The sequence below is a fragment of the uncultured Agrobacterium sp. genome, from assembly GCA_913777615.1.
GTDB lineage: Bacteria > Pseudomonadota > Alphaproteobacteria > Rhizobiales > Rhizobiaceae > Agrobacterium.
This window is the reverse complement of record CAJYTK010000006.1, coordinates 1-13,404: the sequence shown is the minus strand read 5'-3', so window position 1 is coordinate 13,404 and position 13,404 is coordinate 1. Positions and strand designations below refer to the sequence as shown.

Genomic DNA, 13,404 nt, shown 5'->3' with positions numbered 1-13,404 from the left:
CCCTCAATTTCGCTGCATGATCGAAAGCGGACTAGCCGGCTTGGCACCGCCTGATGTCGCTGTGTAGGCGCGTCCGAGCGCGATGGCCGGTGTGCTGACCCGGGCAAGGACCTGTCCGTCGAAACTGTCGATCGACCACGCAACCTCGACGGGCTTTTGATCCTTGCCAACCTTCCCGTCGGTAATGACCGCGTATCCCCATCCTTTCAGAGCAGCCTCAAGCGCAGCCGCATAGTCGGATGTATCCTTGTCCATCTTGAGGGTCGTAGTCGCGGCCGGACCAACCTTTTCGGCAAGACGGCTTGCCATGTCGCCAGCGATTGCACTTGCGGTGCCGCCGGTGACAGCGATCGTAGTAGAGCTTGTGCTCAACGACTCTTCCGTTGTCTGGCAACTGGAGAGGATGGAGGCGATCATGATAGCAGCGGTGGTCTTCTTCATGTTCAGCCTCCCCGACGGATCGTGATCTTCTGCTGTCGCCAACCAACACCTGAGACGAGCACGGCCTTGTCGACGGCGTAGTCGACGATCATCATGTCGTTCCTCATGCGATAATTGACGATGCGGTTCTGGCCGCCGCTGACGACGAACAGCACTGGCGCATCCTGGCCCGAGATTGATCTGGGAAACTGGATGTAGGTCTTGGTGCCGTCGGAATAGACGCGCTTTGGCCGCCACGACGCGCTGCCTCTAACCGAATAGGAGAAGTTCAGCTTGTCCGGCGAGCTTCCAGGAATGCCGCCGGTCTCAAGCCGGGCATTGATGTCGGTCAGCTTGGTCGATACATCCTCTGGATACTCGAAACCGATCCGAGCCATGTACTGGCTGGGATGGGATTTGAGCTGGATATGGTAGGTCCGCCGCGAGGTCGTGACGACCATCGATGTGACGAGCCCAGCCTCCGACGGCTTGACGATCAGGTGGATTGCCTGCCCGCCGGTTGCCCCTGATGTCGCCGGCTCGACTTTCCAGCGGACCGTATCGCCGACAAGCACGTCTCGGACGATCTCGCCGCCTTGCAGCTCGATGTCGCAAACTTGAAGCGGTGAGCACACAACCGAGGGCTGGACTTCGCCAAACAGAAAGATGACTTTGCCATCGGGCCCGGTCGTTACGAGACCAGGCGTCCCCCGCCATTTGCGAGAGATGTTGGTCCCCTTCACCTCGTTCGACGTCATGCTCTGCGCCATCGTGCAGTCCGCAAGGACGAGTCCGGCCATGCAGCCGGCGGCCGCGATCAATCCTGTTCTGTGCATGTGAATCTCCCTGCCCCTAAAGCTGTGCGGTCCACTCGAAATCCCGGACATAAAGACCGATCGGGTTGAGGCGGATGATCGCCTCGTCCTGTGGCGCGGTGAGCGCGACCGTCGCGATGCCGCGAAAGCGGCGCGTTCCGGTCTCCTTGCCCTTGCGATCGCGCTCGTATTCGGTCCAGTCGATCTGGTAGGTCTGGTTGGACAGCGCCACGATGTTGTTGACCTCAACGGCGACAGTCGATGTCTTGGCCTTTTCGAACGGCGAATTGCCGCGAAACCAGGCATTGATCTTCTGGGTCGAGGGATCCGATGTTCTAAGTAAAGCATAGGTGCGGTCGATATATTGCTTTTGCACCACCGCATCCGGTGTGATCGACTTCAAGCTCGTGACGAAATTTCCCAGTGTCGCGCGCACGACGCGGGCATCGGCATACTCGATCTGCTGGGGGAAGCCGGCTGTAACCGACGTGCCGAGCTTGTCGACCTCAACGATGTAGGGCACCAACCTGACCTGTGTGCTGAGATACATGGCATAGGTGAAGCCTATCACGGCCATCGATAGTCCAAGTATCCCCACTATCCGCCATGCCCGCGCGGACTGAACGTAGGATCCATATCGTTCCGTCCATTCCTGCCGCGCGGCAAGGTAGGGGCTATCGGGCGGCCGGTTTGCTGCCATCGCTTGTCGCCTTTCTGATGATTACTTATAGTTTTGCTCTGGCGGCATTTGGGGACCACTCTGTCCGGTTCGGCTCTGATCGAGCTTGGCGTTGGCCAGCCCCATGATCGAACCGGCATAGGCTCCGGGCGAACCGATCGCTTTTTCCCTTGCGGCCAAGCCAGCTGCTTTACCGGCAGACGTGGCCCCGGCTCCCGCACCGCGAAATTCTGCACCGATCGCAGAGGATCCTGATGCGCGTGCTGACTGAGTTGCGGCGGCTTCAGCGCGAAGAGCCGCAACCGCGAGCGACGCCCCACCAAGAACAGGCGACGCCGCTTGTCCGCCATGCCGAATGGTTTCCATTCCGCCAGTGACCGATGCTCCTTGAACGACACCTTGGATGATGTTGGGGACATACATGGCAATGATAAACACGACCACCGAAATGCCCGCGATCGCGAGCGTGGTGATGAACTGATCGGTTTCTGCTGTCGGTGCTTGAGCCAGGCCGAGAAGGACCTCCGATCCAATCTTTGCAATCATGACCAACGCCATGAGTTTCATGCCGACACCGAAGGCATAGACCAGGTAGCGGATGGCAAAATCCTTGGTGAAGGACGAGCCGCCAAGACCGAGCATGATCATCCCTGCGAGCAGCCCCACATACATTTCCACCATAACGGAGACGAAGATTGCGGCGACGAGTGAGAAACATATGACGACGATGCCCATTGCGAGGACGGCGGCCATAGCTAGCACATTGTCTTCGAAGACCCCGAACTTGGCCTGCGTGGACATCTGCGATGCTACCCGAATACCAGCGTCAAACACCTCGGCTGGCGAGGCAGATCCACCCCCTGCGCCGATCTGGTAAAGACTGTCGACGACATTCCTCGCAAATGCTGGCCCCTGGTTCATAACGAACGCAAAGAAGCCTACGAACATGATCCGACGGACGAGTTCGGCGAACCAGCTTTCAAGGGATGCGGCCTGTATAGCAAGCCAGACCGCAGCGATACCGACCTCGATCCCCGCAAGGATCCAGAACAGTGACCTTGCGGCATCCATGATGGTTATCTCCCATCCCTTAGCGGCAGCAGAAACTTGGTTCTCGAGCTCTGTCAGAACTTGCCCATGCTGTGCAAACGCTGGGGTGGAGAGGGTCAAACAGGCAATGCCTCCGAGTAAGACAGCCTTCTCGAGATTTCGCTTCACCATCTCGGGCGCATCTCCTGACCTCTTTCGATCGGAAGCAGTTCCTTCGCTGTCCCGAAGAATTTCTCGCGCGTGGTTCGTTGCTCCTCGCTTATCTTTGATGACGCCGGGGTGTTTGCGTGGACGAAATAGAATGTCGTAGCGGAAGCCGCCGCAGCGAGCATGACCAGCACCGTGACAATGAGGACCGAGCGGTTCACCAGCGGGGCTCCATCTTCTGGCCACTCGGGATCGTGGTGACGTCGGCATTAAAGAATTTCTCTCGTCTGGCCTGCGCGAGGTCCTTGTCCGACTGCTCGGTCTGAAGCCACGTGCCCATCATCGTCATCTGTTGGGAAACCAGGCCACGCAGCTTCTGCATCTGTGAAACCTGCTGAGCGGCGATCTGGTGTCCGACCTGGAGCGCCTTCATCTGGCCGTCGGCCGACTCCGACTTGGATCGCAGCGAACTCATCGTGCCCTCCTCCGTGTCGAACTGATCCGCTGTGAGGCTCGCAGCCTTCAGTGTGCTGCCGATCGTGTCCCGGTTCGTGTCCGACCACGATTGATAGGTGTTCGAGAATGTCTCGGCGTTCGGCAGGTTGGTCTTCAGGTTCGAATAGCTCTTGAACCGCTGTTGAAGGACATCATCGGCATTGCCCATTGAGAATGAAATGCTTTGCCCCTGATCGACAATGCTGCGCAGACGGTTGAGATCGCTTTCGACCTGGCCCCAGATGTTGTCGGGAAGCCGCGCGGTGTTCTGCAGCATGTTCTCATAGATCTTCAGCTGATTCTGGATCTGCTCCGCCAGTTGGGTGATTTGGGTCAATTGATTGTCGACCTGAATGCCGGAGCTTTTCAGAAGGTCGATGAGCTGAGCATTGTTGGCAAGCTGCGTCCATTCCGTGGCAGCGCCCGTCGCAGACCCTGCATGGGCGGAAGCAATAGGCGACAGCGCGATTGCCGCGGTCATGGTGATGATGATCCAGCTACTGGGCGTTGAGGTGCGACGTGGCATCGTGAACTCCTCTCAATTCAAGCCAATGGTTAGGCCAATCCTGGCCATGTTCCGCCTTCAGCGCACGGATCCGCTTCAGATCTTCCTTTCCGGATGCGCCCACAAAGCTCAGCGTCACCGGCCCGAGCGACATGTCGAAAAGCCGCCGTCCGTGTGGCGTGGCGACGTAGTATTCGCGCTTAGGGATGGCGCCCGAGACGATTTCGATCTGGCGCTCGTTGAAACCAATCCGCTCATAGAACTCGCGGGTGCCCGGCTCACGCGCGGCACCATTCGGCAAGCAGATCTTGGTCAGGCAGGATTCTTTCAGCACGTCGATGATGCCGGAGCGCTCGGCGTCGGAGATGGATTGCGTCGCCAGAACAACGGCGCAATTGGCTTTACGGAGAACCTTGAGCCACTCCCGGATCTTGTCACGGAACACGGGATGACCGAGCATCAGCCAAGCCTCATCGAGGAGGATCAGGCTCGGAGAGCCATCGAGCCGCTTCTCGATCCGGTGGAAGAGATAGGTGAGGACAGGGACGAGATTACGCTCGCCCATGTTCATGAGCTCTTCAATCTCGAAGCATTGGAACGCGCGAAGCGTGAGGCCGTCTTCTTCCGCGTCGAGAAGCTGACCCATCGGCCCGTCGACGGTATAATGATGAAGGGCATCCTTGATCTCTCGCATCTGTACGCCGCTGACAAAGTCCGACAGCGATTTTCCAGGTGCTGTCGCCATCAGGCTGATCTGGCGTGAGATTGCATTGCGATGGTTCGGCGTGATGGTGACGCCCTGGAGAGCGACAAGCATTTCGATCCACTCGGTTGCCCAGGCTCGGTCGCCATCTGTCGAAAGATCAAAGAGCGGGCAGAACGCCAGTGCTCTCCCCTCTCCGCTCATGTTATTGCCGATTTCGTAGTGGTCGCCGCCGGCAGCAAGCGTCAGGGGAAGGAGCGAGTTGCCCTTGTCGAATGCGAAGATTTGCGCGGACTCGTATCGGCGGAACTGAGCGGCGATGAGAGCGAGAAGGGTTGATTTACCCGAGCCCGTCGGTCCGAAGATCAGGGTGTGGCCGACGTCGTCGACATGCAGGTTGAGACGAAACGGCGTTGAGCCCGAGGCCACCTGCATCAAAGGCGGTGAATTAGGCGGATAGAACGGGCATGGCGCCACCGGATTGCCTGACCATACCGAGTTGAGCGGAACGAGGTCCGCCAGATTGCTTGTGTTGATCAGCGGCTCACGGACATTGGCGTACCAGTTACCCGGCAGGCTGCCGAGAAACGCATCCGTCGCGTTCAGGCTTTCGATGCGTGCACCGAACCCCTCCGCCTGGACCAGTCTACGGATGGCTTCCGCCTTTTCCTGCAAGGCGTCGCGGTTTTCATCAAACAGGATCACGACCGGTGTGTAGTAGCCGTATGCGACAAGCTGCGACGAGGCTTGAGCGATGGCGTCCTCGGTCTCGGCGACCATCGTCATTGCATCCTGATCGACCGATCTACTCTGCGTCTGGAAAAGCTGGTCGAAAAAAGGGCGAACCTTCTGCTGCCATTTCTTGCGCGTGCGTTCGAGCTTCTGGCGCGCCTCTTCCGCATCGAGGAAGATGAACCGTGACGACCATCGATAGGTCAGCGGCATCAGATCAAGATTGTTGAGAATGCCGGGCCAGCTCTCGGCTGGCAGGCCATCGATGGCAACCACCGCGAGGAACCGGTTTTCGACCTTCGGCGTCAGACCATGCTCGAGCTCCGCCGTCACGAGCCAATCGAGATACATAGGGACGTCGGGCAAACGAACCGGATGGCTTTCCCCCGTGATGCAAAATCGAACAAATTGCAGGAGGTCGTCGTAGCGTGCGACCCGCTCCCCTCTTCTCTCGCGGATCTCGCGGGTCTGCATACGGGCAATCGACATGGTGTTGGTCAGATACTGTTCGATTTCCCGGATCGCGTTGAGGAACACGAACAGGACGGTATCGGCGTAGGATTTCTTCCGACTCTCCTCGTCCGAATAGATGTATTTGCTTAGTGCCGTCTTCTTCGACTCGAGCGGCCGGTAGGTCAAAATGATCGCATGTTTGCTCTCGAAATGCCCCTGCTCGCGCTGGAAATGGGTTCGGCGTTCGGCATCGATGGCGCGGGTAACGGGATCTGGAAAATGGCAATGGGCCGGCGACGGATAATCAACCGTCGGCACCCGGACCGCTTCTACTTGGATCATCCAGCCTGTTCCCAGACGCGACAGGATCGCATTGATCTGCCGGGATAGCTCGTTGCGCTCGTAGTTGGTTGCGCTTTCGGAGTCCGGGCCTGCGAAGTACCATCCGGCCATGAGGCTTCCATCCTTCAAGAGAAGAACCCCATTGTCGACCAATCCGGCATAGGGAACGAGTTCAGCGAACGAGGGGCCGGTCTCGCGGAAACGTTTGAGGGCAGCCATCGGGACACCTCTAGAATTTGCGCCACGGCGAGGCCGTTGGCCGATAGTGGGCGTTGTAGGAAATGTGACGGGCATAGACTTGCCGCATCAGCGGATCGGATTTGGCCATCAGGCGGAGTAAACCGACGATGACGATCCATACGGCCACGCCAAAGAGCACCGAGTAGACGGTCAGCACGACGAAAATCAAAATCGCGGCTGCAAGCCCGGTGATCAACACCAGCTCACGGTCGGCGCCCATCAAGAGGTTCGGTCGCGACAGCGCGCGATAGATGCGATTGCGTTGGAGGCTCACAACGCCCCCTCATCCGCTCCGTCCGAAACGACCTGCGTGACCCGCTCTTTAGGCATGCCGATCGACGCACCCGTGGCCCCAAACAGGCCGACGATCGTCGTCGCGCCGAGCAAGATGCCAGCGACCAGGACGACATAGACCAGCCTGCGAGCAAAATCATTGAGCTCACCACCGAAGATCAGCATACCGCCGGCGATTGCGACGGCTGCCAATGCGATATAGCCGGCGACGGGGCCAGTGATTGATTGCTGAATCTGTTGAAGCGGCCCTTCCCATGGAAGACTCCCTCCGGAACTGGCAAAAGCGGGGGAAGTAGCGAAAGCAATAGACAAGGCCATGGCGGCAAGCGCCAGGAGTGATCTCTTATGCGGCATCTCGGCTCTCTTCTGCGAAGGCTTCCGTCTCGTACTGGCCCTCTGCAAAGCGGGTTATGTGAACAATTTCGCTGACGCGCCTGCCTTTCGCGGTTCGCTCAATCGAAATGATCAGATCGACCGCGTCTCCGATAACGGCCTGCATCGGATGGTGGCTGGCCTCGGCAGTCAGCTGCTCAAGCCGCTGAAGCGCGGAGCGTGCGCTGTTAGAGTGAATCGTTGCGACGCCCCCCGGATGCCCCGTATTCCAGGCCTTCAGCATGGTGAGCGCGGCGCCATCACGGACCTCGCCAACGATGATCCGATCTGGTCGCAGGCGCGTCGTGCTTTTCAGGAGACGCCACATGTCGACTGCGTCACTGGTGTGCAGGCTGACAGAATTGTCCGCAGCGCATTGGATCTCCGCGGTATCTTCAAGGATGACCAAGCGGTCGTTTGGTGCCTGATCTACGATTTCTGCGATGATCGCATTGGCAAGTGTCGTTTTGCCCGAGCCGGTCCCGCCGGACACAAGTATGTTCAGTCGAGATGTCACGGCGTGTTGGATAATTCTTGCCTGCGCAGACGTCATCACTTGGCTTGCTACATAGGCATCGAGCCTGATGAGCTTGGACGCGCGTCGCCGGATCGTGAAGGTCGGCGCAGAAACGACGGGGGGCAGCAGGCCTTCGAAGCGGTGTCCACCTATCGGCAGTTCACCCGATACGATTGGACGCGCGTCATCGACTTCCGATCCGAGCAGATGAGCAACGCTGCCGATGACCGTTTCCGCGGCCTCTACGGTAATTGTGCCCTCTTGGGATATGCCGGATCCGAGCCGCTCGATGAAGAGTCTACCATCGGGGTTTGCCATTACCTCTACGACGTTGGGATCGCTTAAAGCGTCGCACGCCTGGCTTCCGAGAGCGTCCTCCAATTTGCGGATGAGGCGCGGCAGTGATGAAGGACGCGTCATTGCTGCGGCTCACTTGAGGAAAAGGTTGTGTCTTTCGCTTGCCTGCTGCTCAACTCGATGTCCGTCATATGTCTGGCAAAGCTCCTCTCATGTGATTGGAGAAGGTTGCGCTATGGCGGGTCGATCAATCCACTAGCAAAAGTGTTAGTGATCGGCGTTGATACGGCTTGTCTGAATGGTTGCGTATCTGCCACTGAGGGAATTCAACGATATCGACCCTGGCCCGGCCGTACGCTCGAGGTTGAGCGGGGACGATCCCCTGTCGTTATGCAACGTGGCGCTGACGATCGTGACGGTCGTCGAGTGAGGGGCGCCTATTGCTGCTTTCAATATCCGTCCCGAATCGGTGTGCCGCTTCATACCGAACTGTGGCGCTACGGACTGACGTGAAATGGCAGCTTGCGGCGCAACTGACTAGCAAATGTGCTAGTAGCGGTTGCGTTATAAATTCTGGTTTAAATGGTGCTAAGTTGCTGAATTGAAACGACGATAACGGACTGCAGCCACTCGCGTTATACTGGTGGATTAAGGTTTCGTTAACGCTATAACGCTGGACGACAACGCAGAATCGTGATGTACCTTTGGCGGGTTGAAGTCGGCAAACCGGCAATTGCCCGCCAAGAGGAAATTATGGCGATAGCGGAACGAGCAGATATGACAGGTGGACAGAAGGAAGATGCCGGCAGCAAGATCGCGCGGCACGCAAGCCTTTTGTCCCAGCAATTGCAGGAACTCCGCACGCGCATGTATCCTCCGAAGTCGGAGAAGAGCCTGCGTCCATTCCTCACAAATGAAGTTTCCAAGCTTACTTCCATACCTGATTCCACTCTCAAACTCATGTCGAGTGAGGGGCGCGGGCCTCTGCCGGGCCGCCTTGAAAACAATCACCGCGTTTACTCCCTTTCACAGATCAACGAGCTGCGGGAATTCTTTGCAGGCCAAAAGCCATCTGAAGCGCTCCGTTTCTCCCCAAGAAGGCGCCCCGGCGAGCATCTCCAGGTTATTGCCATCGCAAACTTCAAAGGCGGTAGTGCAAAGACCACGACCTGTGTCCATCTAGCGCACTATCTTGCTCTGCAGGGCTATCGCGTGCTTGCACTCGATCTCGATCCGCAGGCATCGCTGTCGGCTCTCTTCGGTGCGCAGCCGGAGTTTGACGTCGGTGCAAACGAGACCATCTACGCCGCACTGCGTTACGACGAAACGGAACGTCGGCCGATCCGCGACATCATTCGCAAAACCTATTTCGATGGCATCGACCTGATCCCAGGTAACCTCGAGGTCATGGAATATGAGCACGAAACACCGCGGGTTCTGGCGCAAAAATCTGGCTCTGGAGCAATCTTCTTCGAGCGTCTGAAGCTTGCACTCGAAGAGGTCGACGAGGATTACGACGTCGTCATTCTGGATACTCCGCCGTCTCTCGGCTTTCTGACGCTGAGCGCAATCTATGCTGCAACCAGCATGATCATCACGGTTCACCCAGCGATGCTCGACGTGGCATCTATGAGCCAGTTTCTTCTGATGATGGGGGACCTGATCAGTGTCTTGAACGAAAGTGGCGCCAAGCTTGATCAAGATTTCATTCGCTATCTGGTCACTCGTCACGATCCCAATGATGCGCCCCAGTCGCAGGTAGTTGCGATGATGCGTCACCTTTTTGGATCGGATGTGCTTCTCCCGACTCTGATCGAAAGCACTGCGGTAGAGGCAGCAGGGCTCGCGAAACGCTCTATCTACGAGCTAGAGATGGGGCAGATCGGCCGTGATACGCATAAGCGCGCTCGTGAGGCGGTCGATGCCGTCAATGAAGCGATCGTAAAACTCATCAACAATAGCTGGGGGCGCACATGACCTCGAAGTCGTCGCGTAAATCTATCGTTGCGAATTTTGGTTTGCTGTCGGCTGAGCTCGAAAATCGACTCTCGACGACGGCGTCTGAGACGCCTCAGCAGCCAGCTGCGCCAGTCCCTACGCGCGTAGGCGCTGGTGTCATCGGCGCGGCGCATCGGGCGATCGACGACATAAAGTCCGAGCGAGATCGACTGAAAGCGCTTCTGGAATCGGGTGGTGGCGCCATCCGCGAAATCGATCCTTCTATGATCGACCCATCGCCGTTCCCCGATCGCCTACCCGATGACGACGCGTCTGATTTTGAGACGTTTCGCAACTCGGTCAAATCCGAGGGTCAGAAGGTCCCGATCCAGGTTCGCCGATCGCCGTCGTCTCCAGATAGATATCAGGTTATCTATGGCCATCGCCGTCTACGCGCAGCCAAGGAGCTCGGAATTCCGGTCAAGGCGATCGAAGTCGAGATCTCCGATGTCGAGTTGGTCATCTCCCAAGGTATCGAAAATGCCGATCGCCAGGATCTCACTTGGATCGAGCGTGCATTGTTTGCTTCTCGCATGGACGACGCCGACGTCAAGCCACGCGATATCAAGGCCGCGTTATCGATCGATGATCCCGAACTTGCGAGAATGCGTGCCGTCTATCGTACGGTTCCGCTGGACGTTATCGAAGCCATCGGTCGAGCTCCGAAGGTTGGACGTCCAAGGTGGGCTGAGTTCGCCAAAGTCTATTCTGAGCAAGCCGAGCTGCATGATCAACTGCGCTCAGCGCTTTCTGAAGCAACGGCTAAGCGCCAGGCTTCTGACCAGAAGTTCCTAGCGGCTTTTGATGCACTGCGGATATCGCAGCCGGCTCAAAGCAATGGCACCACGATTGTAAGCGCTGCTGGGGAAGAGCTCGGAAGGTTTATACGGACCAAGAAAGATATGCGTATCTCTGTCAGCACAGCGGCAGGCGCACAATTCCTCTCGTTCATCGAGGCGACGCTACCGGAACTGGCAGAACGCTTCAAGCGCGAGCGGCCGAAAGATTAATCAGGTCGCCAAGGCAACCGAAAAACTGACTTCAAAGGAAGGAAAACGCGCAAAAGAAAAAGGCCCCCGAAACGTTGCCGTCATGGAAGCCCTTCTCGATGTGTGACAACGAGAGAATCGCATTTCCCTGAATCCCAGTCAAGAGTATTTGGCACCGTTTTGGTGAGCGTTCTTCTTTTGCCTTTTTGATGGGGCGAGGACATGGAAGACGGACAGGTATCGACGCCTTTTGGGCGGCGGCCGGTAACGCTTGCGCTTGTGAAGCGGCAAATAGCCACGACGAAAATCAAGCAGGGCAAAACAGCCGACAAATGGAAGGTCTTCCGCGACGCGTCCGAAGCGCGTGAAACGCTAGGGCTACAGGATCGCAGCCTCGCGGTCCTTGACGCGCTGCTCAGCTTCTACCCGGAAAACGAATTGCGCCAGGACGCCCAACTGGTCGTGTTCCCATCAAACATTCAATTGTCCATTCGTGCCCATGGCATTGCAGGTGCAACACTGCGCCGGCATCTGGCTCTTCTTGTCGAAGCGGGACTAATCATTCGCAAGGACAGCGCAAACGGCAAGCGTTACGCGCGTAAGGATGAAGATGGTTCGATCGAGCACGCCTATGGCTTCGATATTTCGCCGCTCTTGACGCGCGCGGAAGAACTCGCCTTACTCGCTCAGCAGGTGGCTGCGGAACGGTTAGCGTTCCGTCGAGAAAAAGAGGCCCTGACGATCTGCCGGCGCGACATCCGTAAGCTGATATCGGCTGCTCTTGAAGAGGGTTCTCCGGGGGACTGGGTTAAAATGGAAGAGCGCTATCTTGACCTTGTTAGACGGATTCCACGCAATCCTACCCTCAACGACCTGAGGAATATTGCCACTGAGATGAGCGTTTTGCGTCAGGACGTACTCAAACTCCTGAATTTCGAAGATATTTCTGCAAATACGAACACCAATGATGCTCATAATGGGCGTCACATACAGAATTCAAATACCAACCCCCTTAATGAACTTGAACCTAGCTCCGAAAAAGAGCAGGGAGCGAAGCCGAGCGAGAAGAAGCAGGCCGAGAGTGTGCCGATCAAGGCGTTCCCTATCGGACTGGTACTTCGGGCTTGCCCTGAAATCTCGAACTATGGTCCTGATGGCAGGATCAGTAACTGGCGCGAGCTCATGACGGCCGCGGTCGTGGTGCGATCGATGCTGGGGGTCAGCCCCTCCGCGTATCAGGAGGCGTGTGAGGCGATGGGGCCGGAAAATGCGGCGGTCACGATCGCCTGTATCCTCGAGCGCGGCGGTCATATCAATTCGCCTGGGGGATATTTGCGAGATCTTACCAACAGGGCAAAGCGTGGCGAGTTTTCGCTTGGCCCTGTGCTCATGGCGCTGTTGCGTGCAGCCGGTAGGTCGGAGAAGGCGACAGGATGACAGGGCGATCGTCATCAGCCGGAGGGCGTTCTGATAATCTTGGGTCAGGCTGCGAAATGCTCGGCGAATATCAGCAGCGATAGTTGAACTTCCTGTTGTTGATGCACTGTCATCACAGGCCAGCATGAAAATTCTGTCTCGGTCATTTACGCTGCGCCGGTATTTGTTGACGCTTTGCAGGTTCCCCGGCAACCTCGCGCCATGACCCGGACAAATAGTTTCATTGCTGAGCTTGTCGTTGATGCCAATCGAATTCACCTTCTGGATGGCTATCAGAGACGCCGTATGCTCGAGAGGGCTGTAGCCACAGTACGGGACCTTCGCGAAACAATCGGAATGCCAGCAGGTCCAGGTCGTGACCGTCTGCTCGACATTCATACAATCGCTCTTTCTGTCGAGCGAGGATGGCAAAGCGACGACGACGTGCGAGAAGCTTTTCTACAAGCTGCCGGGATGATCCGTGACCTTCACATCATCGTCGCCAGCAAAACCGAGATTAGCTTCGTCGAAACGGCTGATTGATTAGCAGGAACGCTTAAGGGATATCCCTGTGGCTGTGATAGCTGATGCTACCTCACACAATAGACGTTACCTACACGGGCATTGTACCGCTAATATCCTATCGAGCTGCATTAAGAGTTTGTTAACCATACGGGCACAGGCTTCTAGAACAGCAACGATGGAGGTTGGCTATTGCATATCATTGGGATCGCAATGAACGCGACGAAGAGTTTGATGAACTGGGTGCGGCAGTTATACTCTTTACGCTAGTCAGCCTGATTGTATCAGCAGTGACGTTGCCCCCAAGTTTTATCCAGTTTTGAGTTCGCTCCAGCGGTTTTGGGTTGCTGTATTCGGGGCGGTAGCGGCGGGTTGCGGTGCGGAGCCATTCCGGCTGCGCAGCACCGCATCACGTCGC

Annotated in this window: 14 protein-coding genes; 4 read left to right on the top strand and 10 right to left on the bottom strand. The window is 57.1% G+C overall.

Annotated elements, in window-relative coordinates:
- Window positions 1-3: 3 nt before the first annotated feature.
- The 10 genes from trbH to trbB are packed head-to-tail and all read right to left on the bottom strand — an operon-like array spanning window position 4 to window position 8,184.
- Window positions 4-441 carry a conjugal transfer protein TrbH gene (trbH, locus tag QZ862_RS04535; protein ID WP_296097793.1) on the bottom strand — a complete coding sequence of 146 codons (438 nt, stop codon included), beginning with the start codon at window positions 439-441 and terminating at the stop codon, window positions 4-6.
- Between the two features lie 2 nt (window positions 442-443).
- Complete coding sequence (gene trbG / locus QZ862_RS04530; RefSeq protein ID WP_296097791.1) at window positions 444-1,256, bottom strand: P-type conjugative transfer protein TrbG; 813 nt, start codon at window positions 1,254-1,256, stop codon at window positions 444-446.
- A 16-nt stretch (window positions 1,257-1,272) separates the two neighbouring features.
- Window positions 1,273-1,935, bottom strand: coding sequence for a conjugal transfer protein TrbF (locus QZ862_RS04525; protein ID WP_296097789.1), 663 nt, complete (start codon window positions 1,933-1,935; stop codon window positions 1,273-1,275).
- A 21-nt stretch (window positions 1,936-1,956) separates the two neighbouring features.
- Window positions 1,957-3,135 carry a P-type conjugative transfer protein TrbL gene (trbL, locus tag QZ862_RS04520; RefSeq protein WP_296097787.1) on the bottom strand — a complete coding sequence of 393 codons (1,179 nt, stop codon included), beginning with the start codon at window positions 3,133-3,135 and terminating at the stop codon, window positions 1,957-1,959.
- Window positions 3,129-3,296 (bottom strand): entry exclusion protein TrbK, encoded by a 168-nt coding sequence (trbK, locus tag QZ862_RS04515; protein WP_363315900.1) that lies wholly within the window; start codon window positions 3,294-3,296, stop codon window positions 3,129-3,131. Before trbK ends, trbL begins: the two co-directional genes overlap by 7 nt.
- Before the next feature lie 32 nt (window positions 3,297-3,328).
- Window positions 3,329-4,087 (bottom strand): P-type conjugative transfer protein TrbJ, encoded by a 759-nt coding sequence (gene trbJ / locus QZ862_RS04510; RefSeq protein WP_296098101.1) that lies wholly within the window; start codon window positions 4,085-4,087, stop codon window positions 3,329-3,331.
- Window positions 4,088-4,103: 16 nt separating this feature from the next.
- Window positions 4,104-6,560, bottom strand: a complete 2,457-nt coding sequence (locus tag QZ862_RS04505; RefSeq protein WP_296097782.1) for a conjugal transfer protein TrbE — start codon at window positions 6,558-6,560, stop codon at window positions 4,104-4,106.
- Window positions 6,561-6,570: 10 nt separating this feature from the next.
- A complete protein-coding gene (locus QZ862_RS04500; RefSeq protein ID WP_296097780.1) occupies window positions 6,571-6,855 on the bottom strand; it encodes a conjugal transfer protein TrbD in 285 nt (94 codons plus the stop codon).
- Complete coding sequence (locus QZ862_RS04495) at window positions 6,852-7,229, bottom strand: TrbC/VirB2 family protein (RefSeq protein WP_296097778.1); 378 nt, start codon at window positions 7,227-7,229, stop codon at window positions 6,852-6,854. The genes QZ862_RS04500 and QZ862_RS04495 overlap by 4 nt, the downstream gene beginning before the upstream one ends.
- Window positions 7,219-8,184: a P-type conjugative transfer ATPase TrbB gene (gene trbB, locus QZ862_RS04490; RefSeq protein ID WP_296097777.1), complete on the bottom strand. Its 966-nt coding sequence runs from the start codon at window positions 8,182-8,184 to the stop codon at window positions 7,219-7,221. The genes QZ862_RS04495 and trbB overlap by 11 nt, the downstream gene beginning before the upstream one ends.
- Before the next feature lie 630 nt (window positions 8,185-8,814).
- Between trbB and repA the strand changes: the two genes are divergently transcribed.
- From repA to QZ862_RS04470, 4 genes are all read left to right on the top strand, one after another.
- Entirely contained in the window at window positions 8,815-10,038 is a 1,224-nt protein-coding gene (gene repA / locus QZ862_RS04485) for a plasmid partitioning protein RepA (protein WP_296097775.1), read from the top strand.
- Entirely contained in the window at window positions 10,035-11,069 is a 1,035-nt protein-coding gene (gene repB / locus QZ862_RS04480; protein WP_296097773.1) for a plasmid partitioning protein RepB, read from the top strand. Before repA ends, repB begins: the two co-directional genes overlap by 4 nt.
- A gap of 201 nt (window positions 11,070-11,270) precedes the next feature.
- Window positions 11,271-12,485, top strand: a complete 1,215-nt coding sequence (gene repC, locus QZ862_RS04475) for a plasmid replication protein RepC (RefSeq protein ID WP_296097770.1) — start codon at window positions 11,271-11,273, stop codon at window positions 12,483-12,485.
- Window positions 12,486-12,686: 201 nt separating this feature from the next.
- Window positions 12,687-13,007 (top strand): hypothetical protein, encoded by a 321-nt coding sequence (locus tag QZ862_RS04470; RefSeq protein ID WP_296097767.1) that lies wholly within the window; start codon window positions 12,687-12,689, stop codon window positions 13,005-13,007.
- Window positions 13,008-13,404 lie beyond the last annotated feature (397 nt).